The sequence below is a fragment of the Streptomyces sp. NPDC048171 genome (assembly GCF_043202655.1).
Taxonomy (GTDB): Bacteria; Actinomycetota; Actinomycetes; order Streptomycetales; family Streptomycetaceae; genus Streptomyces.
The window spans coordinates 313,298-338,473 of record NZ_JBIDAU010000011.1 but is presented as its reverse complement, the minus strand read 5'-3'; the positions used below and the strand labels follow the sequence as shown (position 1 = coordinate 338,473).

Sequence of the window (25,176 nt, the reverse complement as noted above, 5' to 3'; positions counted from 1 at the left end):
TTGGTGTTTTTTCTCTTTTTCAATTTTTTTGGGGGGGGGGGGGGGGCGGGGGGGGGGGGGGGCCCCCCGGGGGGGGGGCCCCCGGGGGGGGGGGGGGGGGGGGGCGGCCCCCCCCCCCCCCACGGCCCCGCCCGTACGGCCGAGCACATGGACGTCATGCGAACGCCCCAAGGGTGCGTTCCATGAATGTCAGGTACATGGCAATTTCCTACGTCACTCGTCCTGAGGAGACCCCATGCCATCCCGTACCCCCCGCACCCTCCTGACCGCCCTCACCGCGCTGACCCTGCTGGCGGCGGGCCCGGTCCTCACCACCCCCGCGGCCGCCGAGCCGTCCGCCGCCGCGGCGGCCTGGGACACCGACCGCGCGGCGGCCGCGTACACCGCGAACCCCGCCGCGGTGACCGCCTCGGCCAGCGAGAACGCGGGCACCGCACCCGGCCTGGCCTTCGACGGCGACGGCGGCACCCGCTGGTCCAGCGACTTCACCGACGCCGCCTGGATCCGCGTCGACCTCGGCACCGTGATCCGCGTCGACCGCGTGACCCTGGACTGGGAGGCGGCCTACGGCAAGAGATACGTGCTGGAGGCGTCCCGGAACGGCACCGACTGGACCCCCTTCTACACGGAGACCGAGGGCACGGGCGGTTCGGTCACCGCCCACACCTACCCGCAGGAGGTCACCGCCCGCTACGTCCGCATGCGCGGCGTCGAACGGGCCACCCCCTACGGCTACTCCCTCTACTCCTTCAAGGTCTACGGCGGCGAACCGGCCCCGGCGTCCACCACCCGCACCAACCTCGCCCTGAACCACCCGGCGTACGCGAACTTCTACCAGCACGCGGGCAACTCACCGGCGTTCGTCACCGACGGCGGCCGTCCGGCCGACCTCAAGGCCGACGTGAGCCGTTGGTCCAGCGACTGGAACGCCGACCGCTGGGTCTCCGTCGACCTCGGCGCCACCTCGGTCATCGACACCGTGGAGCTGTACTGGGAGGCGGCGTACGCGGTCGACTACGAACTCCAGGTCTCGGACGACAACCGCACCTGGCGCACCGTGTACCGCCCCTCCGCGAGCGAGGCCGCCGCCCGCCGCGCCGACGTGAAGTCCCCGGGCGAGGCCACCGGCCGCCACGACAGCGTCCGCCTGCCGCAGCCCGCCACCGGCCGCTACGTCCGGATGCTCGGCAAGGAACGCCGCTCCTTCTACAACCCGGCCCCGTCGACCGCCCAGTTCGGCTACTCGCTCTACGAGTTCGAGGTCTGGGGCACGGGAGGCAGCGCGGCGGCGGCGTACCCGGCGCTGCCGGGCGAGCAGTCCGGCACGTACCGCACCACGTTCTTCGACGACTTCACGTCCGGCTCCCTCGACCGGTCCAAGTGGCGCGTCGTGCGCACCGGCACGGAAATGGGCTCCGTCAACGGCGAGTCCCAGGCGTACGTCGACTCCGCCGACAACATCCGCCTGGAGAACGGCGCCCTGGTCCTGCGCGCCAAGCACTGCAAGGGCTGCACCAAGGCGGGCGGCGGCACCTACGACTTCACCTCGGGACGCATCGACACCAACACCAAGTTCGACTTCACCTACGGCAAGGTCAGCGCCCGCATGAAGCTGCCGGTCGGCGACGGCTTCTGGCCGGCCTTCTGGATGCTGGGCAGCAACGTGGACGACCCCTCGGTGTCCTGGCCGGCCTCCGGCGAGACCGACATCATGGAGAACATCGGCTACGGCGACTGGACCAGCAGCGCCCTGCACGGCCCCGGGTACTCCGCGGACGGCAACATCGGGGCCCGTCAGGTGTACCCGGGCGGCGGCCGGGCCGACCAGTGGCACACCTACGCGGTGGAGTGGACGCCGACCGGCATGAAGTTCTCCGTCGACGACCGGGTGGTCCAGGAGACGACCCGGAACAAGCTGGAGTCGACGCGGGGGGAGTGGGTCTTCGACCACGACCAGTACGTGATCCTGAACCTGGCGCTCGGCGGCGCGTACCCGGCCGGCTGGAACAAGGTCACCAGCCCGTACTGGGGGCTGCCGCAGTCCAGCGTGGACCGGATCGCGGCCGGGGGAGTGCAGGCGGAGGTGGACTGGGTGCGGGTGGAGCAGAAGGGATAGCGGACGGGAAGGCCGTTTGGGCTTGCCCGTCCGTCCGTCAGGCGCCCTTCCTCGCCACCCCGCCGTAGATGCCGATCGGCGGCGCGTCCGGCCGGGGCGTCTCCTCGGGGCGCCAGTCGGTGACCCGGACGAGCCCCGGTTCCACCAGCGCGAAGTCGCCGAACAGGTCGAGGACGTCGGCGTGGCGGCGCAGGTTCATGGACGCGGTGGCGTTCTTGTAGACGGCCGCCGCGTCCGCGCGCCGGTCCTCATGGACGTCGCCCGTCGCGTGCGACAGCACGAGGTAGGACCCGTCGGGCAGCGCGTCGCGCAGCGTGGCGACGATGCCCGCCGGGTCCTCCGCGTCGGAGACGAAGTGCAGGACCGCCACCAGCAGCAGCGCCACCGGCCGGTCGAGTTCGATGACCGCGCGGACCTCGGGGTGGTCGAGGATCGCGCGGGGGTCGCGCAGGTCGGCCAGGACGACGGCGGTGTCCGGGTCGTCCGACAGAGCCGCCGAATGCGTACTGACGATGGGGTCGTTGTCGACGTAGGCGACCCGGGTCTCCGGGGCGACGGCCCGCGCGATCTGGTGGACGTTGGGCTCGGTGGGCAGACCCGTGCCCACGTCGAGTATCTGCCGGACGCCACCCTCGGCCACCACGTGCCGGACCGCGCGGTGCATGAAGCGCCGGTTGGCGAGCACGCCCTCGCGCACCTCGGGCGCCGCCTTCATGAACTCCTCGGCGGCCCGCTGGTCGACCTCGTAGTTGTCCTTGCCGCCCAGGAAGTAGTCGTACATCCGGGCGGGATGGGGCTTGCTCGTGTCGACCTGGTACGGGTGGGCGGCGTTCTCGCCACCGCTCAGGGAGGTCATGCGGCTTGACTCCGTCCTCAACGCGCGGGCCACCGGCGGGAGGAGCGTGGCGACCGACTGTCGGAACATCATCTTCGCAGACCGCTTCTTGACGCGAGCCGTAACGGGTCGATACTTGTGCGCAGCATGCGTCGGTTGGTGTCCGTGGTCGGCACGAGGCGGGTCGGATGAAGAGCCGGACGAACCTGAGACTGGGCGCCACAGGCGCCGCACTCGGCATCATCGCCGCGCTGGGCGCGCTGCCGGCGCAGGCGGACCCGCCCGTGTCGGCGAGTCCCCACCCCCATCCGCCGAGCCGGACCACCCTCCCCCTGGGCCCCGGCGACCTCCCCGAGACCCGCACCACGACGACCCTCCAGCCGGGCGTCACCCTCACCCGCATCGTGCGCGGGAACGCCGAGGACCCGGCACTCCACTGGACGGTGGAGGTCTCCATCCCGGGCGGCGACACCTCCCCCGACCCGGACGCGCCTCCGACGGCCCTCAAGGACCGGACGAGCGCGGACGAACTCACCGCCGATCTCCGTCAGAAGGGCTTCGAGGCCCGCGTCGAGCGGGTACGGACACCACGAACGGCCGACTACTCCGGCGGCACCCTCGGCTGGCGGGTCCGCATCGGGGCGTACGACGCGCAGTCCGACGCGACGGCCGAACGCGCCCGCCTGACAGCGGCGGGATACACGGGATCCGCCGTGTACACGGGCTGGGACGGCGAGGCCACCGACCGGGGCCCGTGGCGCGTGGACGTACTGACCGTCGACCCGCGCCGATTCCGCGGCAGCCTCGACGCGTCCTACGGCCCCGACCTGGAGGCCCGAGAGACGACCAGCCGGCTGTCGGCGGCGGCCGACGCGACCGCCGCGGTCAACGCGGGCTTCTTCGTCCTCGACCCCAAGGCGGGCGCGCCGGGCGACCCGGCCGGAGTCGGCGTCTACGACGGGCGCCTGCTGAGCGAACCGGTGGCGGGCCGCCCGAGCCTGGTGCTCCACGACGACGCCCGCGGTACGCAGGTCGCCCGCTTCACCTGGCGGGGCCGGGTCACCGGCGCCACGGCCACCCTGCGCCTGGGCGGCGTCAACCGCGTACCGGGCCTGATCAGGAACTGCGGCGGCTCCCCGGGCGACCTCCCCACGTCGCTGCCGCTGCATGACGTCACCTGCACCAACCCGGACGACCTGGTCGCCTTCACGCCCGAGTTCGGGGGCGGCCGGACACCCGGGGGCGAGGGGGCGGAGGCAGTACTGGACGCGCACGACCGGGTGGTGGAGATCCGCTCACCCCGGGGCGGGGCACTCCCGCCAGGCGGCACCTCGCTCCAGGCGACGGGCCGACGCGTGGCGGACCTGACGGCCGTGGCCCACGTCGGCGACCGCCTGCGCGTGCACACGACCCTGCTGGATGCCCGGGGCCGCCCGTACCAGCCCTCACCCCGCACCGACATCGTGAACGCCGGCCCGGAACTGGTCCGCGACGGCCGTGTCCACGTCACCCCCGCCGCCGACGGCATGGTGCACCCCGACGACCCGAGCTGGTACTACGGCTGGGTGCACAAGCGCAATCCACGCACCCTGGCGGGAGTGGACGCCGCGGGCCGCACCGTACTCGTCACCGCCGACGGACGCGGCACCCGGTCCCTCGGACTCAGCATCCCCGAGAGCGCCGCGGTCGCCAGGTCGCTCGGCCTGCGCGACGCGGTCAACCTGGACGGCGGCGGCTCCACGACGATGGTGACGGACGACGCCGTCATCAACACCCCGTCCGACGCGACCGGCGAACGCCCGGTCGGCGACGCCTTGTTGATCCTGTCGCCCCGCAAGCACGGCCACTGACGTCCGTGTGCCACCCGTGAGCCATCCAAGGACCCGCACCACTGCGCGACGAAGAGCCACCCACCCCCAGGGAGCCGCCGTGATCGCGAACGTGCCCACCGTCCCGCCCCGCCCGCGCGCCAGAGCGCTCCTCGCGCCGGTGCTGCTCCTGATCGTGCTGCTCGCGACGCTGGCTCCGACGGCCCCCGCCGCGCGGGCCGCAGGGACGTCGGCCGCCTCCCGCCCCGGCGCGGAGGTGGTGTCCGTCACCCAGGTCGCGGACCGGCAGCTCGACCTGTCCGTCCGCTCAACGGCCCTGGGCGGTCGCACCGTCAAGGTCCGCCTCCTCACCCCCGACGGCTGGAAGCCCTCCGACCGGCGCCACCGCCAACACTGGCCCACCCTCTGGCTCCTGCACGGCTGCTGCGGCGACTACACGTCGTGGACCGCGATGACCGACGTGGCGCGGACCGACAGCCTGCGCGACGTGCTGGTCGTCATGCCCGAGGCGGGCTGGAACGGCTGGTACAGCGACTGGTGGAACCACGGCAAGGGCGGCGACCCGGCCTGGGAGACCTTCCACACGGTGGAACTCCGCCGCCTCCTGGAGCGCGACTGGGGCGCCGGCGGCAACCGCGTGGTGGCGGGCCTGTCGATGGGCGGCCAGGGAGCCCTGTCGTACGCGGCCCGGCATCCGGGCATGTTCAGGGCGACGGCGGCCTACTCGGGCTCGGCACACCCGCTCCTGAACGACGAGTCGACCGACCGCATCATGGGCTTCTTCGCCGGCCAGGGAGACGACCCACTGCGCGTCTGGGGCGACCCCGTGGCACAACGCCGTATCTGGCAGTCCCACGACCCCTTCCACCTCGCTCGGCGCCTCAAGTCGATCCCGGTCTACCTGTCCTGCGGCGACGGCACCCCGGGCCCGCTGGACCCGCCGGGCAGCACGAGCGCCCTGGAGGCCGACTTCAACCGCCAGAACCACGCACTGGCGGCGGAGCTGGAGCGGGTGGGCGCGAGGCACGTGACGACGAACTTCTACGGCCCGGGGACTCATGGATGGGCGTACTGGGAGAGGGAGTTGCACGCGTCGTTGCCGATGTTGCTGAAGGCCCTCCGAGTCACCACCTGACACCTCGCCATATCCCCAACACCCCTTGCGGCAAAGGGAACAGCCCCCTAGCTTAACTCCGACGCGTAAGCATATTTACATTCCCGCTTACGTCGACCGCCAACGTCACCGTCGTCGTAGGGACCCGTCACCGTGCACATACGCATTCGTGGAACCGCGGCGGCGACTGCCCTCGCCCTGTCCGCCCTCCTCCCTGCCACCGGCACGGTCGCGGCCGCCGAAGCCCCGACGGCGAGTCAGGAGAGCGGCAGGGTGGGCGTCGAGTACTTCCCCGACCCGGCGGGCGAGGGCGCCCGCACGCGCGTTCCGGCGGCCAGCCCGCACACCCAGCAGCCCGCGGACTCGCGGCAGCGGACGGCCGCACAGGACGGCGAGGTGGTCCCGATCGCCGAGACGGGTCCGACCGCCGACCGCCTGGACGTCACGATCATCGGTGACGGCTACACCGCCGCACAGCAGGAGGACTTCCTCACGGACGCCCGCGCGAAGTGGGACGCGGTGACGGACATCGAGCCGTACAAGAGCTACGAGGGCCTCTTCAACGTCTGGGCGGTGCAGGCCGCCTCCCAGGACTCCGGCATCACGGGCGACCCGACACAGGACGTGACGAGGAACACCGCACTCGGCTCGTACTTCTTCTGCGACGAGATCGAACGCCTGATCTGCGTAGACCTCGACAAGACCAAGTCCTACGCCGACAAGGCGCCGGCGACCGACCTGGTGATCGTGGTCTCCAACTCCACCAAGTACGGCGGCGCGGGCTACTCCGGCCTGGCCGGCGACTACGGCTACGACGGCGTCTCCACCCTCTCCTCCGACAACGCCCAGTCCACCCTGATAGCGGCCCACGAGATGGCCCACTCCATCGGCCTCCTCGCCGACGAGTACCAGTACGACGGCTACGGCGCCTACCCGGGCGACGAACCTGCGGCGGCCAACGTCTCGAAGCTCACCGCCGACCGGATGGCCGCGCAGGGTGCGAAGTGGGCCGACTGGCTGGGAGAGACCGACCCGAGCGGCGGCGTGGTCGACACCTTCGAGGGCGGCGACTACTACGAGTACGGCATCTACCGCCCCACCGCCAACTCCATCATGCGCTCCTTGAACACCGACCAGTTCAACCTCCCCGGCCGCGAGGCGATGATCGCCGGCTTCTACCGCTCGGCGAACGCCCTCACCCCGCTGCGGAACACGGCGACCAAGGCCACCCGCTTCACCCGGCTCTCCGTGGAAGTCGCCGACCTGGGCACCGGCACGGGTCTTTCCCGCCCTCAGCTCCGCTGGTACGTCGACGGCCGCGAGGCGAAGCAGGCCCGCGGCAGGACGTCGGTCGTACCGGCGGCCCTCGGCGTCCCGTCGGGCCGTCGCGCACATACGGTGACGGCCACGGCGACCGACATGACGATGGCGGTACGGAGCGCCGGAGTGCGGGGGGTGACGTCGAACTCGGTGACATGGACGGTCAAAGGGTGAGTCGTACCAGCGAGCCGTCGAGGAGTGGTCGCACGGGTCCCTCCGGGGAGTCCACCAGCGCCGGCAAGGCACAAGGTAATCTCGCAGGAGTCGTCAAAGCGGCCCGACGGGCTTCCGTTCCACTCTGGTGGAGTTAAAGGACACGCCCCCACCCGCACGAGTCACTTCGTGCTGCCTGGGGGATGTTCTTGCTGTTCCGCGCGTCCGCGAAAACGGTCGCCGTCATGGCGCTCGACCGCTCGCTCTTCCTACACCTCACCGACCAGTTCGTCCACATGCACGGCTACCAGCCCAGCACCTCGGAGGCCCGCTCCTGGGAGCGCAGCATTCCCGTCCTGGCCGCCGCGCTCAACGACGCGGGCCTGGGCGACGTGGAGATGATGCTGGAGTATGCCCTCCCGCTGAACAGCAAGCGCGCCGATGTCGTCCTCGCAGGTGTGCACCCCTCCACCGGGGAGCCCTCGTATGTCGTCGTGGAGCTGAAGCAATGGAGCGAGGTGCTGCCCCACGAGGACGATCCCTCGCTGTGCCACGTCGAGCCCTACGCCCATCCCGTCCTCAACCCCATCGAGCAGGTGCGCCGCTACTGCGACTACTTGGTCAACTTCAACGGAGCGGTGGCCGAGCACGGACACCGGGTCAGCGGAGTGGCGTTCCTGCACAACGCCACTGAGTTCGACGTGGCCGGCCTCCGGGAGATCGAGCGCGACGATCGCGGACTGTTGTTCACAGGGCAGCGCCGCGGTGCGTTCCTCGACCATCTCCGTGCGAAGTTGAGCGACGGGCATCCCGGTGCCCGGGCGGCGGACGAACTGCTTGCGGGCGCCACAGTGCCGTCGAAGCAGCTCATGTCAGTAGCGGCCGCGGAAGTGCGCGAACGGCAGCAGTTCGTGCTGCTGGACGAGCAGCAGGTCGCCTACCGCATGGTGCTCAACGCGGTGGAGAAGGCCAAGCGAGCCGACCGCAAGGAGATCCTCGTTGTCACTGGAGGCCCCGGCACGGGCAAGAGTGTGATCGCTCTCCAATTGCTCGGTGAGCTGTACCGGCGGGGAATCACTGCCCTGCACGCCACCGGTTCCCAGTCGTTCACCAAGACGATGAGGAAGGTCGCCGGGTCCCGGAAGCGGGAGGTGCAGGACCTGTTCAAGTACTTCAACAGCTTCATGACCACCGAGAAGAACAGCCTGGACGTTCTGATCTGCGACGAGGCCCACCGCATCCGGGAGACCTCGGCGAACCGTTACACCCGTGCCGAGCATCGGACGGGCAGGGCCCAGATCGACGAACTCATCGACGTCGCCCACGTGCCCGTCTTCCTTCTCGACGAGCACCAGGTGGTGCGGCCGGGCGAGCTGGGCACTGTGGCCGACATCAAGGCGGCAGCGGCCAAGCGGGACATCCCTTGTCACGTCGTCCCCCTGGAGAGCCAGTTCCGCTGCGGTGGAAGCGACGCCTTCCTGCGCTGGGTCGTCCGGCTCCTCGGCCTCGAGCCTGGTGGTCCGGTCGTTTGGGAGCCCGATGACCGCATGCAACTGCTGGTCGCCGAAAACCCGCAGGAGATGGAGGCGTTCCTCGAGGCCCGGCGGGCGGAGGGGTACGGCGCACGCGTGTCCGCCGGCTACTGCTGGCGCTGGTCCCCAGAGCCCAAGCCTGGCGCGCCGCTCGCGCTGGATGTAGTCATCGGCGACTGGGCGCGCCCCTGGAATCTGCGGGGCGACCGCTCGGTCTCAGGCGCACCTCCGGCCGCGTTGTGGGCAACCGACCCGGCGGGCTTCGGACAGGTCGGCTGCGTCTACACCGCCCAGGGCTTCGAGTACGACTGGTCCGGCGTCATCATCGGCCCTGACCTGGTGTGGCGCGGAGACCGCTGGATCACGGACCGCACCGCGTCCAAGGACCCGGTGTTCAAGAAGTCCACCGCGGACGACGACGTGGACCGCCTGATCCGCAACACCTACAAGGTACTGCTGACCCGGGGAATGGTCGGCACGATCGTTTACTCCACGGACCCGGAGACGCGCAGAAGGCTCAGGGAGTTGGCGGGCGGGCGGCTGGATCAGCGAGCTTCCTTGGTCTGAGGGGGCACGTCTTCGCCACGGGGCACACGATCCGGCCATGATGGCTACCCTTCGCGCCGACCACGGCGTCGTCGCCGTCCGCAGAACGGCCGGCTCCCTAAGATCACGGGTACCGATTGCGGCCCGACGGGCTTCCTCACGAGGACATGCCCCCACCCGCACGAGCCACTCGTGCCCTGGGGGACCCACCTCGTGTCCATGCTCCTGCTGCGGCTCGCAGCACGGGATCTGCTGACCTTGAATTCACGGCGGCGTATGGTGCCGCACCTGGCCGCCAGATGGCGGCACTTCCGAGGCGCCGACGCCTCGCTGTCGGAACGATACGCGTGGGCCGACAGCCTCGTACACCTCGCGGAGGACCTGGTCGTCGCTGGGCGCGGGAATGTGGAGATGATCGTCGAGTGCGCCGCCACCCTCGACGAGGCCGACCGCCCCGGCGACCCCAGGCTCATCGACGTGGTCCTCGTGGGCCACCACCCCGCCGAGAGGCGGCTGTCCATTCAACTGGTCGAATTGAAGCGCTGGTCGATGGTGACCCGAGTGGAGCGAGCCACCGCGGACCTGGTCCACGTACCGGGGATGGGCAGGAAGAAGCACCCGGCGCTGCAATTGCGTGAGTACTACGAGGCGTTCACGGGCGGCAGGGGAGCACTGCACGGACTGGACTACGAATGCGGAGGGTTCGCCTATCTGCACAACGCCACCGATGCCTCTGTCCGGCCACTGGTCGACGTTGATGCTCCGACAGGCCCCTACGCAGTTGTCTACACGAACGACCGGCGCGCGCAGCTGATCTCCGACCTCCGCAAGCACTTCGCCGAGGAAGGAGGCGCCTCCGAGGCCGAGATACTGCTGAAGAACATGGGCTTACGCAACACGCCCCTCCTCGATGCAATGATCCACTCCCACGGCGAGGACACGGTATTCAACCTGCGCGGCCGGCAGAAGAAGGTCGCCGACCAGATCCTGGACACTGCGGTCAAGGTTCTCCCCGACCCGCAGCGCCCCGCCCTCCTGCCGGACGAGCGACGTGTCATCTTCCTGGTGACCGGCGGTGCGGGTACCGGTAAGAGCGCCATCGGCCTCCAGATCAAGGCGGAGCTTGAGGCGGGCGGCCGCACGGTCAAGTACGCCAGCGGCAGCAGAGCCTTCAATGGCGCGATCCAGGAGCACGTCGGCTACGGCGACCGGGAGTTCAGAGAGAGCTTCACTTACTTCAGCAACTTCGTCACTCCTCCGGACCCACCCCTGGACGTGCTGATCTGCGACGAGGCGCACCGCCTGCGTGACCGCTCGACCAACCGCTTCTGGAAACCCGAGAACCAGGGCACCAAGCCCCAGGTCGACGAGCTGCTCGACGCGTCCCGCCTGACCGTGTTCTTCCTCGACGAAGGCCAGACCGTACGTCCGCATGAGGTCGGCACCGTTGAATTGATCAGGGCCGCGGCACAACGGCACAGTGCCACTCTTCGGGAGTATGAGCTCCGGGAACAGTTCCGCTGTGGCGGCAGTGACGCCTACATCCGCTGGGTGCGGAACGTGCTCGGCGTGACGGACGAGGAGCCGGATCAGTGGACGCCGGACGGCTTGATGCACGTCGAGGTGGCGGACAGCCCGGAGGAACTTGAACGAATCATCCGTACCGAGGCGATCGCCGGAGCATCCGCCCGTCTCGTCGCGGGCTACTGCTGGCCGTGGACGAAGCCCATCGGCAAGGAGAGGCGGCTGGAGGCCGACGTGCGGATCGGGGACTGGCACAGGCCCTGGAACGCGGACAGTGACGCCTTCTGCGAGAACGGGGTACCCCCGTGCAGGATCTGGTCGGTGCACGAGAACGGGCTCGGCCAGATCGGCTGCGTGTACACCGCCCAGGGCCTTGAGTGGGACTGGTGCGGCGTGATCATGGGTGACGACATGGTCCGCCGGGGCGACCGGTGGGTGTACCGCCGCGGCAAGGAGCGGAAGGACCCGGACTCGGGCCTCAGGCGCGTCGCCGTTCCGGGCTCGTTCGACCCCAAGGTGAAGGCCGGCAGCGTCGACGACGATGAGTTCGCCCGGCTGGTCCGCCACGCCTACCACGTGCTGATGACCCGGGCGAGCCGGGCGACGGTGCTGTACTCCACGGACGAGGAGACCCGCACCTACCTGAAGGGCATGGTCGGCGAGGTCCAAGTCCACGGTCTTCGCCCCACGTGGGAGAACCTGCCGGAAGAGGCACGTGTACCGCACCTGCCCCGGCCGCGTCGGGGGCGGAACTCCCGCAGGAGGCGGCAGAGTACCGGTCCACACTCGCCCGACCTCTATCTGTTCTGACGCGTACCGCTGTGTGGGAGTGGCGGGCTCTCCGGGCCCGCCACAAGCCCGCTCAGAAGAGCAGGCGCGCTGCCGCCACCAGGGCCGTCACCACGACCTGGGTGACGACACCCGCGGCGACGTCGACCAGGATCTCGCGAAGCCGGTGACGACGTGCAGGCTTGTACTCAACGGGGTTCATGGATGTCCACTCCTTGGCGTGACCTGGAATGGCGGGACCGCCCTTCCGGGCATCCGCAGTCACGCCGCGTGCGACACGCAGCGGAAACCACTCGTAAGTCACAGCCGGGAACCGACCTCCGAAACACCGCCGACGTACCCTCCGGGAAGGTGCGCAGCAGGGGCAACGGTAGTGGATCACTGATCCGCGCTCACGTTTTTCAGCCACCGCTGGGATGCGGTTGGCGAGCGGTCTCCGGCTGTGTCACGACCCCTCGTCGTCGTCCCCCGCGTCGCTGATGAGCGGAACGAGGAGCGGATGGACCCTGAAGCCCGAGGCTGGGCCCGGACCGTTCCTGTACTCAGCCGTGAGGACGGGCACCGCCGAGTCCGGAATCAACCCCTGCTCCTGGAGATTGCGGCTGATCCGCGTGATCGGCTTGGTGAAGCCCTTTAGAGTGCGGCCGTCGTCGTAGCCGCAGATCTTGTGGACCGAGCCGGCTTCCACATGCCCGTCCGTCTCCGCCGCCTGGCGGATGACGTCGACGCGGTTGGCGTAACCCTCGTACGCCAGCCCGCGGAAAAGGGACTCAAGGGCGTCGGCGGTCCATCCGCCGTACGTCGCCCCAGCCTCGATGCGCTCGACCCGCTCGATGTCCTCGACGGAACCGGCCTGAAGACTGAGTCGCAGAACGGGGGCGGCGACTTCCAGGAACTGCTTCGGTGACAGGAGAAAGAGCCGGCCTCCGCCACGAGCTCGGAGCTCCACCGTCAACTCCGTGCGCGGACCGCGGTTGTGGCCTCGTTCCTTGCGCCACCAGTCTTCCTTGGCGTCCGCGGTCACGAACAGGACATCGCACTGACGGCGGGATGCTTCACGCAGCAGTTGTTCCCAGACGAAGAAGTCACCGACCGCTCCGTTGCCGTCCTTCTTGGCGTCCATGTAACCGGGTGGCACGCGATCGTCGACACGCTTCTGCCCCAACGCGGTCAACGAGGTGCGGTCCTCAGGGGAGAAGGGAGCCCCCACCCTGCCGGTCAGCGCCGGCTCCAGCTTGTCGATCACCGGATCGGTGCTCGTGTCATGCCCGATGTGCTGCCACTCGCCTTCGCCAACCTCGTTGATCTTCTTGCGGACTTCCTCGAAGACCTCGCTCAACCGATCGCGAAGATCATCGAAGTCGTCGTCGCTCAAGGCGACCCGGTTGGCCCAGGTGCGCAGTGTCTGCACGGCCTGTACCGAGTGACCGCTCATCTCCTGGGCGGCCTTGGCACTAGTCGACCGAGCGTCGGAGATCGTGGTCTCCCGGTTCCGCCAGAACTCCTCCAGGACCTGGTGGGGAATCCATAGGCGATCACCCAGGGCACCGAGCGCAGCCAGGAGATCGGCACGCGCCTGTTCGGTGTATCGGTAGAGGTTGAGCAGCACGTTGGCGTCCGGGGTGACGAGGCCAGTCGTCAGCACCGAACTGAAGTCCGCAGTCGTCGGAGTGCGGAAGGCCCCGAAGTCGTCGAACAGTCCGCGGACGTTTACATCGGTCTTGGTGTTATTCGCCACTTTTCCCCCGGATGCAGCTCACGTCTGGCTCCCCTTGCCGACGTGTCTGATGGCGACCCTAGTGTTCCTGCGGTGGAGGGGAAGGGTGTATGGCGGAACCTCCGCCTGGTGCACGTGTACGACACACGGCATCCCATTGTGACCGTGAGGGCCCTTTGTCCTAAAGTTCCGTCCTTCACCGCCTCTTTTCACGCCACAGGCAACCACTAGGATCTGCTCCGAGGACCTGACCATGGGGAACGGCGGCCCTCGAGGGACACGACGAGCGGGGAACAGGCATGCGGGAAGGCCGGTGGGTCACGGTCACCGAGTCCGAGTTCGAGCACGAACGCCGCGGCCTGGAGGCGATCCGGGAGAAGCTGCCGGACGGCGACCCCTGGCGTGCCTGGTCGAACTTCACCTTCACCGCGAACACCGGCCACGTCCGCGAAGTCGACCTCCTCGTCGTCGCCCCCGGCGGCCTCTGCATGATCGAGCTGAAGGACTGGCACGGCTCGGTCACCTCCGAGAACGGCACCTGGGTCCAGACCACCCCCGGCGGCCGCCGCCGCACCCACGGGAACCCGCTGCACTTGGTCAACCGCAAGGCCAAGGAGCTGGCTGGCCTGCTTGCCCAGCCCGGTGCCAAGCGGGTCTGGGTCGCCGAGGCCGTCTGTTTCACCGACAACAGCCTCCGCGTCCGGCTGCCCGCCCACGACCAGAACGGCGTGTACACCGTCGGTGAACTGGTCGAGATGCTCAAGCAGCCCGCGCGCGACGAGCGGCGCCGCATCACGGCCATCGGCTCACGGGAGGTCGCGGCGGCCCTGGCGAACATCGGCATCCGCAAGAGCGACGCACAGTACAAGGTCGGCCCATACGAGCTGGAGCGGAAGTCCTTCGAATCCGGGCAGACCTGGGCGGATTATCTCGCCCACCACAGCGACCTGCCCGAGACCGCCCGCGTGCGGATCTACCTCAGCGAGCGCGGCTCGGACGCCTCCTTGCGCCAGTCCGTCGAGAACGCCGCCCGCCGAGAGGCCGCGGTCCTGGGCCGCTTCAAGCACCCCGGCGTCGTCCAGCTCAAGCAGTACTTCCCCTCCGGTCACGTCGCAGGGCCCGCGCTGATCTTCGACTACCACCCGGACACCCTGAAACTGGACGAGTACCTGGTCCAGTACGGCGAGAAGCTGGACATTCTCGGCCGCATGGCGCTGGTCCGCCAGCTCGCCGAGACGATGCGCTCCGCGCACGCCAGCCGCATCCACCACCGCGCGCTCGCCGCCCGCTCCGTCCACGTGGTCCCAAGGCCGCGCGGCCGGAAGGGGCGGGCGGTAGGGGAGGAGGCCGCATGGCTCACCCCGCAGCTGCAGATCTCCGACTGGCAGATCGCCACCCAGCGCAGCGGCGACTCCTCTCAGGGCCAGGGCATGACCCGGTTCGCGCCGACCGCCCTGTCCGCCATGCACCTGGGCGACGACGCCGACGCCTACCTCGCGCCGGAACTCACCGCCCTCAACCCCGACCCCGTCTATCTCGACGTGTATGGGCTGGGCGTCCTTACCTACCTGCTGGTCACCGGCAAGGCCCCGGCCGCCAGCCAGGCCGAGCTGCTGGCCCGCCTGGAGGCGGGGGAGGGCCTGCGGCCCAGCTCCCTGGTGGACGGCCTCTCCGAGGACGTGGACGAGCTGGTGCAGGCCGCCACCGCCTACCGGCCCGGCCAGCGCCTCTCCAGCGTCGACGAGTTCCTGGAACTGCTGGAGGTAGTGGAGGACTCCCTCACCGCCCCCGCCGCGGCCCTCGACGGGCAGGGCGAGGACGAGACCGGGGGGAGCGCCGACAAGGACCCGCTGGAGGCCGTCGCCGGTGACGTGCTCGCCGGCCGGTGGGAGGTCCGCCGCCGTCTCGGCACCGGCTCCACCAGCCGCGCCTTCCTCGTCCGCGACCTGGAGGCGGAGACTCGAAGGACGCGCCCGCTGGCCGTGCTGAAGGTCGCGCTCTCAGACAGCCGCGGCGAGATCCTCGTCCGCGAGGCCGAGGCCATGGGCCGTCTGCGCCCTCACTCCGGCATCATCCGCCTCGTCGAGTCCGAGCCGCTGCACATCGCCGGCCGCACCGTCCTGGCACTGGAGTACGTCGGCGACGAACGAGACGACGACACCCAGGGCACCGAGGGCGCGACCCGCCCGCGCCGCCGCGAGGAGACCGTCGCCCGTCAGCTCCGTGAGCACGGCCGCCTCCCGGTGGACCAGCTGGAGGCGTACGGCGACTACCTGTTCGGTGCCGTCGACTTCCTGGAGGGCGAGGGCGTCTGGCACCGCGACATCAAGCCCGACAACATCGCAGTCCGCATCCGTCCCAACCGCACCCGCGAACTGGTCCTCATCGACTTCTCGCTGGCCGGCTACCCGGCCAAGAGCACCGACGCGGGCACCGACGGCTACCTCGACCCATTCGCGGACGTCATCACGCGCGGCTCCTACGACTCCCACGCCGAGCGGTACGCCGTCGCCGTCACCCTGCACCAAATGGCCTCCGGCGAGTTGCCCAAGTGGGGCGACGGCAGCGTCCTGCCCCGCATGACCGACCAGAAGGAGTGGCCGCACCCCACCATCGCGGCCGAGGCCTTCGACCCGGCCGTTCGGGACGGGCTCGTCGCCTTCTTCCAGAAGGCCCTGCACCGAGACGCGGGCAAGCGTTTCCCCGAGCTGAAGCCGATGCGGGACGCCTGGCGCAAGGTCTTCCTCGACGCCTCGCAGACCGTCCCCTCCAGCCACCGCACCCGTTCCGCCGCCCCCGCCGACGGGACCGCACCCGCCGACGGCGCGGCAGTGGCCATCGCGGACGCCGAGCCGGAGACCGCCGAGCAGCAGCGCGACCGCCTCGCCGCCGAGGTCACCCGCGACACCTCGCTGACCGTCTCCGGACTCACACTCGCCGCCCAGTCCTTCCTCTACGGCCTCGGCCTCACGACGGTCGGCGACCTCCTCGACTACAGCCGCCGCAAACTCGTCAACGCCCCCGGCCTCGGCGCCAAGACCCGCAACGAGGTCCAGCAGCGGCAGCGGGAATGGGGCGAGCGGCTGCGCGAGGCTCCTGTCTCCCCGCTCACGCCGAAAGGGAGGGCGGAGGCGAAGGAGGAGCTGGACCAGCTCACCGCCGCCGAGTCCGCCCTCGCGGGCCAGCTTGCGACGGGCGAGTCGGCAGGCGCCCTGTCTGCCCGCACCCTGCGTTCCGTCAGCCTCGACACTCTCGCCACCGTCCTCGTGCCGGCCGTCAACAACAACGGCTCCAACCGCAACAAGGCGGAGATGGTGCGGCTGCTGCTGCGCCTGCCCGACGAGCACGGCGTCCTGCCCGGCATCGGCGTCTGGCCCAAGCAGAAGGACGTCGCCGACGCGCTCGGCCTCAGCCATGGTCGCATCCCGCAGATGCTCAAGGACGAGCGCAAGCGCTGGAAGGCGGAGCCCGCCGTCCAGGCACTGCGCGACGAGATCATCGACCTGCTGGAGGGCATGGGGCGTGTCGCTTCCGCCCTGGAGATCGCCGACGCCCTCGCCGTCCGGCGCGGCACTCACCTCGCCGGACGCGAGCAGCGGCGCGCGATGGCCTTGGCAGCGGTACGGGCCGTCGTCGAGGTCGAGCAACTGGTGCCGCAGGAGGCAGAGTTCCAGCACCAGCCGAACCGCAAGGCGACCGACGAGTCCCTGGGCGCCGGCCTGCTCGCCCTCGACGTGCGCGAGAACGACGCCCCGGACACACCGACCGCACCCGGCCTCCTCGACTACGCGACCCGCCTCGGCAAGACGGCCGACCGGCTCGCCCGGCTGGACACCTTGCCGACGGCGGCAACCGTCCTGGCCGAACTGGGCGCGCTGACGGTCCCGCCCGGTGCTGTCGACTGGGACGAGCGGCGCATGGTGGAACTGGCCGCCGCCGCGTCCGTGAACGCCGCCGCCACTCCGCGCTTGGAGATCTACCCACGCGACCTGTCCGTCGTCCGGGCCCTGCGCCTCACCCAGGCCGGTCTCGTCCGCTGGATCCCGGGGGTTCCGGAGGGCCGGCAGCCCGGCCTGACCGGTGACGACGTCCACGAGCGGGTCCGGGTCCGCTTCCCCGAGCTGGTAGTCCTGGACGGGCGCGGCGGTACGACCCACGAGCTACCCACCGGCGGCCCACTCACCAAGGCGCTGCGCGACGCGGGCTTCGAGCTGTCGCTGAGCATGCGCGAGGACACGGGCACGCTGCGCTACCTGCCGACGCGGGTGGAGGACGCCTCCAGCTATCTCACGACGGGTGCGTGGCGTCAGTCGACGCGTACGGGTGCGGTGACGCGGTACGCGGACGACCCGCAGCTCGCGGGCGCGGTACGCGCGGAGGAGCGGCTCCTCGCCTCGGCCCGCCGGGACGGGTACCGGGTTCTGACCGTACGGCAGCAGCTCGTGCGGGACGCGGTACGGGAACTGGGCGCCGAACGGCTGGGCGCGCGGGCGGTGTCGGTGACGGAGCTGTTCCTGGAGGCTTTGCACGGTCAGGTCACGCCGGGCACCAAGCCGACCTGGGAGACCCTGCTCAAGGCGGACGCCGCCGAGCCGGGGTCCAAGGGCGCAGTGCGGTTCGCGGAGTACGCGCGGACGGCGTGGGGCTCGGTCGAGCCCCGGATCGTCGAGTTGCTGGGCGACGGCGGCAGTAGCGGCGGTGCGGGTCCGGTCCTGCTGACGGAGGCCGGGGTGTTCGCCCGGTACGACGCGATGGACGTCCTGGACCGACTGGCGTCGGAGGCCCGGCGGGGCGGGCGGGGGCTGTGGCTCTTGGTCCCGCAGAGCGACCCCTCGCGCGAGCCCCGGCTCGGGCAGGTGGCCGTGCCGTACCAGGCCGGCCTGGGGGAGTGGATCCAGCTTCCGGACACGTGGGTGGGCAACGCTCACCGCGGGTCTGGCGGGGTTGTGGCTAGTGGTGTCGAGGGAGACGCGAAGTGATCGACCGCAAGGCTCTGTTGGACGACCTGAAGCAGCAGGTCAAGGCGGTCGAGGCCGACCTCGGCAAGCAGGTGAAGGCGCTCGGTGAGGTCGGCGCGCGGCTGCGGGCTGAGTACGACCAAGCGCGCAAACTCGGGCGCACGGCGGCGACGTGGAACTCGTGGCTGGATGAGCGGGTCACGCAGGTCGCGGTGGCCTGGGTGCTGGGGTCTGTGTTCGTGCGGTTCTGCGAGGACAACCGGCTGATTTCCGAGCCGTTTCTGACGGGGCCGGACGGCGACCGGCGTGAGCTGGCGGAGTCGCGGTACGACGCGTACGTGGAGTCGGACGACGACCCGACGTACCGGGGGTGGTTGGAGAAGGCGTTCGACGAGCTGGGCCAGGGCCAGGCGGGTCGGCTGCTCTTCGACAAGCGGCACAACCCGCTGTACCAGGTTCCGCTGTCGCACGACGGTGCGCGGGAGCTGGTCGAGTTCTGGCGGCAGCGCGACGAGGCGGGCGTCCTCATCCACGACTTCACCGACCCGCTCAACGAGGACGGCACAGAGGGCTGGGACACGCGGTTCCTGGGCGACCTGTACCAGGACCTAAGCGAGGCCGCGCGGGAGACGTACGCGTTGCTGCAAACGCCGGAATTCGTGGAGGAGTTCATCCTCGACCGCACGATGAACCCGGCGATGCGGGAGTTCGGTTACGGGGGCCTGAAGATGATCGACCCCACGTGCGGATCGGGACACTTTGTCCTGGGCGCGTTCCGGCGGCTCGTGCGGCTGTGGGCCGAGGACCAGCCGGGCAAGAACGTGCACGAGCGGGTGCGGGAAGCGCTGAACTCGGTGAATGGCGTGGACATCAACCCCTTCGCGGTGGCCATCGCTCGGTTCCGGCTGCTGGTTGCGGCCATGGCGGCGAGTGGTGTGCGGGAGCTGGATGAAGCCTCGAAGTACGAGTGGCCGATTCACCTGGCGGTCGGAGACTCACTGATCAAGGCCCGCCACTCCCAGCAGGAAAACCTGTTCGACACTGAGGGCGAAGACGCAGAAGATGAGCTGGCCGAATTTAAATACGCCACAGAGGACGTGCACGAATACTCGGAGATTTTGCGACCCGGGCGGTACCATGTGGTGGTGGGTAACCCCCCTTACATCACGGTAAAGGATAAAAAACTCAACGAGTTGTACCGACAGCTATATTCGTCTTGCGCACGCAAGTACGCGCTCTCGGTTCCGTTTGCTCAGCGGTTCTTCGAACTGGCCAAGCGCGGAGATGCCGAGGGTCGAGGCTACGGCATGGTCGGGCAGATCACCGCCAACTCTTTCATGAAGCGGGAGTTCGGGACGAAGCTCATCGAGGGGTATTTCGGGCACGGGGTAGAACTCACTGAGGTCATCGACTCCTCGGGCGCCTATATCCCCGGGCATGGGACGCCGACAGTCATTCTGATCGGTAGGCGGAAAGGCGGGGAAAGCCGCTCGCCAGTCGTTCGAACCGTCCGCAGTGTCCAAGGTGAACCTGCCGCTCCGGAGCGCGCCGAGGAGGGCTTGGTCTGGAGGGCGATCGTCGAGCAAATTGACAAGCCTGGCTCGGTGAGCCAGTGGGTGTCGGTTGATGACTTGGACCGCGAAAAGTACTTTAGTAAGCAGCCGTGGGTTCTTGCCGATGGCGGCCAAGAGATGCTGGAGCAGATCAACTCGGTCCGGAAGACGATCCTGAAGCAGCATCTGCATCGAATCGGGTTCTACGGTGTTATGGGATCGGATGATGCCATGAGCGCCGTTCCGCGTGTATTCACCAGAATCAAAGCTGAGTCGGAATACGTCCGACGCCTTGTTGTGGGAGACGAGGTGCGCGACTTCCAATTTGGAGAAGGCAACGAAGCTTTTCATCCTTATGATAGTCGACGCAGCCTGGCTCGCCCGGAACTGTTTCCCAATCTAGCCAGTTGGCTGTGGCCCTATCGGACCGAGCTGGGAGGACGGGCTACTTTCTCGGGCGGAACATACTTCAAGGATGGCCGGCCTTGGTGGGAGTGGCATCAGATCCCTAAGGACCAGGGAGCACATTCGTGGGCCATTTCTTTCGCGTTTGTGGCTACGCACAACCATTTCGTGCTGGATTGGGATGGGAAGGTGTTCAACCGTTCCGCTCCGGTGATCAAGTTGCGGGAGGGGGCAAGCGAGGAGGAGCACCTGCGCTTGCTCGGGCTGCTAAACAGCTCCACGGCCGGGTTCTGGCTAAAAATGGTGAGCCATAAGAAGGGTGGCAGCCCCGAGTCTGGTGGAGGCCAGTCTGACCAGCCCTGGTCATGGACCTATGAGTTCACCGGCACCAAGCTGGAAGAGTTCCCCCTACCTTCCTTCTACCCCACTTCCCTCGCCCTCTCCCTCGACACCCTCGCTCAGCGTCTTTCCGCTACTTCTCCGCCTGCCCTCATTGAGGAAAAGACCCCCACGGCTCTCGTTCTTCGCGAGGCAAATGCTCGCTGGACGTCCTTCCGCGCCCAGATAATCGCTACACAGGAAGAGTTGGACTGGCAGGTTTACTCCCTCTACGCCCTGCACAACGAAGATTTGCGTGCTCCTGAGGGATTGGTTCCCGAACTCGCTCTTGGTGAGCGTGCCTTCGAGATCGTCCTTGCGCGCCGCGTGGCCGCAGGCGAGGCCAGCGACGAGTGGTTCCGGCGGCACGGCTCCACGCCCAACACGGAGATCCCCGCCCACTGGCCCGCGCCCTACCGAGAGGTCGTCCAGAAGCGCATCGACGCCATTGAGTCGAACCGTGCCATCGGTATGGTCGAGCGCCCCGAGTACAAGCGTCGCTGGGCCACAGAGGGTTGGGACTCGCTCCAGGAGAAGGCCCTGCGCTCCTGGCTGCTGGACCGGATGGAGAACCGCGGCCTATGGTTCGACGAGAACGGCCAGCCCACCATCGTCACCCTCTCCCGCCTCACTGACGCGCTCTCACGTGACGAGGACTTCGTCTCCATCGCCAAGCTCTACGCGCCCCGCAAGGAGCTTGCGCAGGTTGTCGCCGAGCTGATCAGCGGCGAGCACGTGCCGTTCCTGACCGCCCTGCGCTACAAGCCCTCCGGGCTGAAGAAGCGTGCGGACTGGGAGGAGGTGTGGAATCTGCAGCGCAAGGAGGACGCTGCACTGGACGAGCCCGCCAAGCGGAAGATCCGTGACTCCATCCCCGTGCCGCCGAAGTACACCTCGGCCGACTTCCTCCGCGCCTCCTACTGGAAAGCGCGCGGCAAGCTCGACGTGCCCAAGGAGCGGTTCATCTCCTACGGACAGACCAATGCCGCCACCCCCGAGCTGTACGGCTGGGCCGGCTGGGACCACAAGGAGCAGGCGCAGGCGCTGGCGACCTACTTCACCAACACCGCGCTGTCCACCGTGGAGATCACGCCGTTCCTCGCCGGCCTGCTGGAACTCCAGCCCTGGCTGTACCAGTGGCACAACGAGTTCGACATGCTCTACAGCGGCTCCCCGGCGGACTTCTTCGCCGGTTACCGCCAGCAGAAGCAGGGCGAGCACGGAATCACGGACGACGACCTCCGTGGCTGGAGTCCTCCGGCTGCGACCCGGGGTCGCCGCGCAGCAGCGAAGAAGTAGCCAGGAGTAGATCGACATCCGTCGGTTCAGGGGCCATCCGGTGCGCCAGCGGGTGGCCCTTTGTCCGTGTGTGCAGATCCGCCCACACGGACTTACCTGGGGCGGCCATACGAGGGCTGACGCCCCAGTCGTCCGCGAGGGTGGCGACCAGAAGTAGACCCAGGCCGCACTCGGACAGCGAGTCGGTTGCCGAGGGGCTGGCGGTCGGGGGCTGTTTCTCAGCGCGGGTGTCAGTCACCTCGATACGGAAGGTGCTCTCATTCAGGGTGAGTTGGACGTGGAAGTCCCGGCCGGGGACGTGGCCGTGGCGGACGGCGTTGGCGGTGAGTTCCGCCGTGATGAGGGTGAGCGTCTCGTTGACCGTGGTCGCGTACGGGTGGCCCCAGTCGTTCAGGCGGTGCGAGACGAGTCTGCGAGCGAGGCGCGCACCACGCGGCGTTGACGTGAAGCGCATGGTGAATTCGCGTTCGGGTGCGGAGTGTTGCTGCATATGCCCATTCGGGGGAGTTGTTGACTTCATAGGGTCAACGGTGTCGGGCTCTGCGTAGCGTTGAACAGGAGCGATGTGCTGACGGGAACGGGCTGTACACGCCGTCGGTGCGCTTGTACGTGGTGTTGAGCGTGACCGACCCGGACCCCGAAGTTGGCTGACTGGGCGGTTGTACGAGAGGAGCTGCGGCGTGGACGACGAAGTTCAGCAGCCGGAGTACGAGGTCGGGACGGGCATGCTGTGCGTGTTCGCGCGGCAGTTGAAGCTGTTCCGGGAGCGGGCATGCCTGGACCGCGCGAGGTTTGGGTCCCTGACCGGGTATTCGGCCTCGACGATCGCGTCGTTCGAGCAGGCGAGACGCATTCCGCCGCCGAAGTTCATCGACCAGGCAGATGAAGTGCTGGCGGCTGGTGGGGTGCTGAGAGCGAGTAAGGAAGAGGTGGCTCGGGCTCAGTACCCGGCGTTCTTTCGCGACGCGGCCAAGCTGGAGGCCGAGGCCGTTGAGCTTCATGTGTACGCCAACCAGGCAGTGCCCGGACTCTTACAGACCGGAGAGTACGCGCGGGCAGTGTTCACCAACTGGCGGCCTCTGTTGCATGAGGACGTGGTCGAGCAGAGGGTCACGGCGCGCCTGGCTCGGCAGGAGATCTTCTCTCGGATGCAGTTGCCCACCATCAGCTTCGTCATCGAGGAGTCGGTCCTGCGGAGGCCACTGGGCGGATGGGGTGTCATGCGCGGACAGTTGGAGCAGATCCTGCTTCATGGCCAGCGGCGTAACGTGGAGGTCCAGGTGCTGCCGACCGAGCGGAACGAGCATGCTGGATTGGCTGGTCCGTTCACCTTGATCGAGACGAAGGAAGGGCGGAGGATCGCGTATGTGGAGGCTCAGCAGGACAGTCGCCTCTACACAGCGCGGAAGCCTGTTCGGGAGATCGAGGAGCAGTACGGACTCCTTCGGGCCCAAGCGCTTACTCCCCGCGAGTCACTGGCCTTCGTCGAGAAGTTGCTTGGAGAGAGATGAACGTCGAACAGACTGTTCCTGAATCGGCTTGGATTACGAGCAGTTACAGCAGCGGAGCAGGCGGCGAATGCATCGAGGTCGCCGTCCGCCCCGCCACCGTGCACGTCCGTGACTCGAAGGACAGGACCCGCGCCGCACTCGCCATAGAATCCACGGCATGGGCCGCCTTCGTGGAGTTCGCGGCACGCTGACCTAGGTGGCACCGATCGCAGAGCCCTTCCGGTGGGCGTGCGCCTGCCGAGGGCCCTGCGTATCCCACTCCTACGGCACACTTTCAGCAGACCCGGCGCCTTGCCCGCCCGTGGTCGCCTTCTTGGACGGTGATCGGCATCGTGAAGGAAGCCAGCTCTCACGCCACCGACACTCTCATAACGAGGTCTCAACGAAGCTGATCCATGCTGCCCCTCGCAAGTCGGAGGCACTGTAGGTTCCTGCCATGAAGCAGGGTAAAGAGGTAGAGAACCCGGAGTCGCGTTTCTTCGCGGTGCTGTTGGCGGCGGCGAAGCTCCCCGGTGTGAGGATCAACAGGGAGGCATACCTCCGCAGTGCGCTCGCTCGCCACTGCTCCGAGGAAGAGATCCGGCGAGCGATAGAGGAGACTCCCGCAGCCGCGGGCATCACTGTCGAGCTCCTCGACAAGGTCGCCAACGACTCCATCCGCTACGAAACCGCCAAAGTCAGCGCTCTCTCGGCCGCAGCCGGGATGCCTGGCATCTTCGCCCTGCCCGCCACGGTGCCCGCCGACCTGGCCCAGTACGTCGGCCACATGCTGCGCATCGCGCAGAAGCTCGCTTACCTCTATAGCTGGCCCGATCTGTTTGCCGACGAAGGTGAAGGCGTCGATGACGCGACGATGAGTGTGCTCACGCTGTTCTTCGGCGTGATGTTCGGGACCCAGTCGGCGAACGTCGCCGTGGGCAAGGTCGCCGGGATGATGTCGAAGCAGGTCGCGAAGAAGCTGCCCCAGAAGGCGCTCACCAAGGGTGTTATCTACCCGATTGTGAAGAAGTCCGCCGCTTACCTTGGCGTCCAGATGACCAAGCAGTCCTTCGCGAAGGGCGTCTCCAAGGCCATCCCCATCATCGGGGCGGTCGTTTCCGGCGGGCTGACTCTCTCGACGTACCTTCCGATGGCCAAGAGGCTCAAAAAGCACCTCGCTGGCCTGCCCTTGGCGGACCCGTCGCGCCGAGTGACGGAGGAGGATGTCGTGGACGGCGAAGTCATGGAAGAACACGAGACGTTCGCCTCAGCGGACCCTGAACTGCACGCCCGGGACACTACTGCCGTCATGCTGGACGAGGACCCCAGGCCCTGACGCCGCAAAGCCTCCTGCCCGCCGGCGCCCAAGGGGAAGGCGATGTTATCGGCGGTGTCCAGCCACACTTGGGCGTGCCAGTCCTCGGCTACGACCAGTCGGTCGTCGAGCCCCCAGAAGCCGTTGGCGGGCATGCCCCTGACGGACGCGTGAAGAGGATGGCGCCCAGCTCGACCGCCTCCATGCCGATCATGCCGTTGTGGTCCGTCCCGGCACTGCGCAATCAGGCAGGGTGCAGCGGGAGACCGTCGATAGGGGTGCCGCGGGTAGCCCTGGCCGGTT

Annotated in this window: 15 protein-coding genes and 1 pseudogene; 11 read left to right on the top strand and 5 right to left on the bottom strand. The window is 68.5% G+C overall.

Annotation, left to right across the window (positions count from 1 at the left end):
- Nucleotides 1-235 precede the first annotated feature (235 nt).
- The gene (locus ACGF3J_RS30365; RefSeq protein ID WP_393855216.1) at nucleotides 236-2,116 is read left to right on the top strand and encodes a discoidin domain-containing protein; all 1,881 of its coding nucleotides are present in this window, start codon (nucleotides 236-238) and stop codon (nucleotides 2,114-2,116) included.
- A 37-nt stretch (nucleotides 2,117-2,153) separates the two neighbouring features.
- On the opposite strand, the gene ACGF3J_RS30360 is transcribed toward ACGF3J_RS30365, so the two are convergent.
- On the bottom strand, nucleotides 2,154-2,972 hold the full coding sequence (locus tag ACGF3J_RS30360) for an SAM-dependent methyltransferase (RefSeq protein WP_393855215.1): 819 nt from the start codon (nucleotides 2,970-2,972) through the stop codon (nucleotides 2,154-2,156).
- Between the two features lie 167 nt (nucleotides 2,973-3,139).
- Between ACGF3J_RS30360 and ACGF3J_RS30355 the strand changes: the two genes are divergently transcribed.
- From ACGF3J_RS30355 to ACGF3J_RS30335, 5 genes are all read left to right on the top strand, one after another.
- Nucleotides 3,140-4,801 carry a phosphodiester glycosidase family protein gene (locus tag ACGF3J_RS30355; protein ID WP_393855214.1) on the top strand — a complete coding sequence of 554 codons (1,662 nt, stop codon included), beginning with the start codon at nucleotides 3,140-3,142 and terminating at the stop codon, nucleotides 4,799-4,801.
- 79 nt (nucleotides 4,802-4,880) lie between these two features.
- A complete protein-coding gene (locus ACGF3J_RS30350; protein WP_393855213.1) occupies nucleotides 4,881-5,915 on the top strand; it encodes an alpha/beta hydrolase in 1,035 nt (344 codons plus the stop codon).
- A gap of 132 nt (nucleotides 5,916-6,047) precedes the next feature.
- Nucleotides 6,048-7,388, top strand: coding sequence for a M64 family metallopeptidase (locus ACGF3J_RS30345; protein ID WP_393855212.1), 1,341 nt, complete (start codon nucleotides 6,048-6,050; stop codon nucleotides 7,386-7,388).
- A 188-nt stretch (nucleotides 7,389-7,576) separates the two neighbouring features.
- Entirely contained in the window at nucleotides 7,577-9,466 is a 1,890-nt protein-coding gene (locus tag ACGF3J_RS30340; RefSeq protein ID WP_161326402.1) for a DUF2075 domain-containing protein, read from the top strand.
- A gap of 198 nt (nucleotides 9,467-9,664) precedes the next feature.
- Nucleotides 9,665-11,779 (top strand): DUF2075 domain-containing protein, encoded by a 2,115-nt coding sequence (locus ACGF3J_RS30335; protein ID WP_161326403.1) that lies wholly within the window; start codon nucleotides 9,665-9,667, stop codon nucleotides 11,777-11,779.
- Nucleotides 11,780-11,831: 52 nt separating this feature from the next.
- On the opposite strand, the gene ACGF3J_RS30330 is transcribed toward ACGF3J_RS30335, so the two are convergent.
- Both ACGF3J_RS30330 and ACGF3J_RS30325 read right to left on the bottom strand, forming a co-directional pair.
- The gene (locus ACGF3J_RS30330) at nucleotides 11,832-11,960 is read right to left on the bottom strand and encodes a DUF6408 family protein (RefSeq protein WP_237552294.1); all 129 of its coding nucleotides are present in this window, start codon (nucleotides 11,958-11,960) and stop codon (nucleotides 11,832-11,834) included.
- Nucleotides 11,961-12,203: 243 nt separating this feature from the next.
- Nucleotides 12,204-13,496 carry a PIN-like domain-containing protein gene (locus ACGF3J_RS30325; RefSeq protein ID WP_161326390.1) on the bottom strand — a complete coding sequence of 431 codons (1,293 nt, stop codon included), beginning with the start codon at nucleotides 13,494-13,496 and terminating at the stop codon, nucleotides 12,204-12,206.
- 278 nt (nucleotides 13,497-13,774) lie between these two features.
- Here ACGF3J_RS30325 and pglW point away from each other — a divergent pair, with 278 nt between their 5' ends.
- Both pglW and pglX read left to right on the top strand, forming a co-directional pair.
- Nucleotides 13,775-18,454, top strand: a complete 4,680-nt coding sequence (gene pglW, locus ACGF3J_RS30320; RefSeq protein WP_393855211.1) for a BREX system serine/threonine kinase PglW — start codon at nucleotides 13,775-13,777, stop codon at nucleotides 18,452-18,454.
- Entirely contained in the window at nucleotides 18,451-22,068 is a 3,618-nt protein-coding gene (pglX, locus tag ACGF3J_RS30315; RefSeq protein WP_393855210.1) for a BREX-2 system adenine-specific DNA-methyltransferase PglX, read from the top strand. Before pglW ends, pglX begins: the two co-directional genes overlap by 4 nt.
- Here pglX and ACGF3J_RS30310 read toward each other — a convergent pair.
- Entirely contained in the window at nucleotides 21,995-22,558 is a 564-nt protein-coding gene (locus ACGF3J_RS30310; RefSeq protein ID WP_393855209.1) for an ATP-binding protein, read from the bottom strand. The two genes, pglX and ACGF3J_RS30310, sit on opposite strands and share 74 nt — an antisense overlap.
- Before the next feature lie 190 nt (nucleotides 22,559-22,748).
- Here ACGF3J_RS30310 and ACGF3J_RS30305 point away from each other — a divergent pair, with 190 nt between their 5' ends.
- The 3 genes from ACGF3J_RS30305 (at nucleotide 22,749) to ACGF3J_RS30295 (ending at nucleotide 24,894) form a co-directional block, all read left to right on the top strand.
- Complete coding sequence (locus tag ACGF3J_RS30305) at nucleotides 22,749-23,579, top strand: helix-turn-helix domain-containing protein (protein WP_393855208.1); 831 nt, start codon at nucleotides 22,749-22,751, stop codon at nucleotides 23,577-23,579.
- Nucleotides 23,576-23,770, top strand: coding sequence for a DUF397 domain-containing protein (locus ACGF3J_RS30300; RefSeq protein ID WP_393855207.1), 195 nt, complete (start codon nucleotides 23,576-23,578; stop codon nucleotides 23,768-23,770). The genes ACGF3J_RS30305 and ACGF3J_RS30300 overlap by 4 nt, the downstream gene beginning before the upstream one ends.
- A 245-nt stretch (nucleotides 23,771-24,015) precedes the next feature.
- A complete protein-coding gene (locus ACGF3J_RS30295; RefSeq protein ID WP_393855206.1) occupies nucleotides 24,016-24,894 on the top strand; it encodes a hypothetical protein in 879 nt (292 codons plus the stop codon).
- Between the two features lie 41 nt (nucleotides 24,895-24,935).
- On the opposite strand, the pseudogene ACGF3J_RS30290 reads toward ACGF3J_RS30295, so the two are convergent.
- Nucleotides 24,936-25,090 (bottom strand): annotated as a pseudogene (locus tag ACGF3J_RS30290) (transcriptional regulator); the annotation flags it as partial.
- Between the last annotated feature and the right edge of the window lie 86 nt (nucleotides 25,091-25,176).

Excerpts from the sequence above, each read along its gene's own strand:
- ACGF3J_RS30330 (WP_237552294.1), bottom strand. The coding sequence starts at position 11,960 with ATGAACCCCGTTGAGTACAAGCCTGCACGTCGTCACCGGCTTCGCGAG.
- ACGF3J_RS30295 (WP_393855206.1), top strand. The coding sequence starts at position 24,016 with ATGAAGCAGGGTAAAGAGGTAGAGAACCCGGAGTCGCGTTTCTTCGCG.
- ACGF3J_RS30355 (WP_393855214.1), top strand. The coding sequence starts at position 3,140 with ATGAAGAGCCGGACGAACCTGAGACTGGGCGCCACAGGCGCCGCACTC.
- ACGF3J_RS30300 (WP_393855207.1), top strand. The coding sequence starts at position 23,576 with ATGAACGTCGAACAGACTGTTCCTGAATCGGCTTGGATTACGAGCAGT.
- ACGF3J_RS30335 (WP_161326403.1), top strand. The coding sequence starts at position 9,665 with ATGCTCCTGCTGCGGCTCGCAGCACGGGATCTGCTGACCTTGAATTCA.
- pglW (WP_393855211.1), top strand. The coding sequence starts at position 13,775 with ATGCGGGAAGGCCGGTGGGTCACGGTCACCGAGTCCGAGTTCGAGCAC.
- ACGF3J_RS30360 (WP_393855215.1), bottom strand. The coding sequence starts at position 2,972 with ATGACCTCCCTGAGCGGTGGCGAGAACGCCGCCCACCCGTACCAGGTC.
- ACGF3J_RS30365 (WP_393855216.1), top strand. The coding sequence starts at position 236 with ATGCCATCCCGTACCCCCCGCACCCTCCTGACCGCCCTCACCGCGCTG.
- ACGF3J_RS30310 (WP_393855209.1), bottom strand. The coding sequence starts at position 22,558 with ATGCAGCAACACTCCGCACCCGAACGCGAATTCACCATGCGCTTCACG.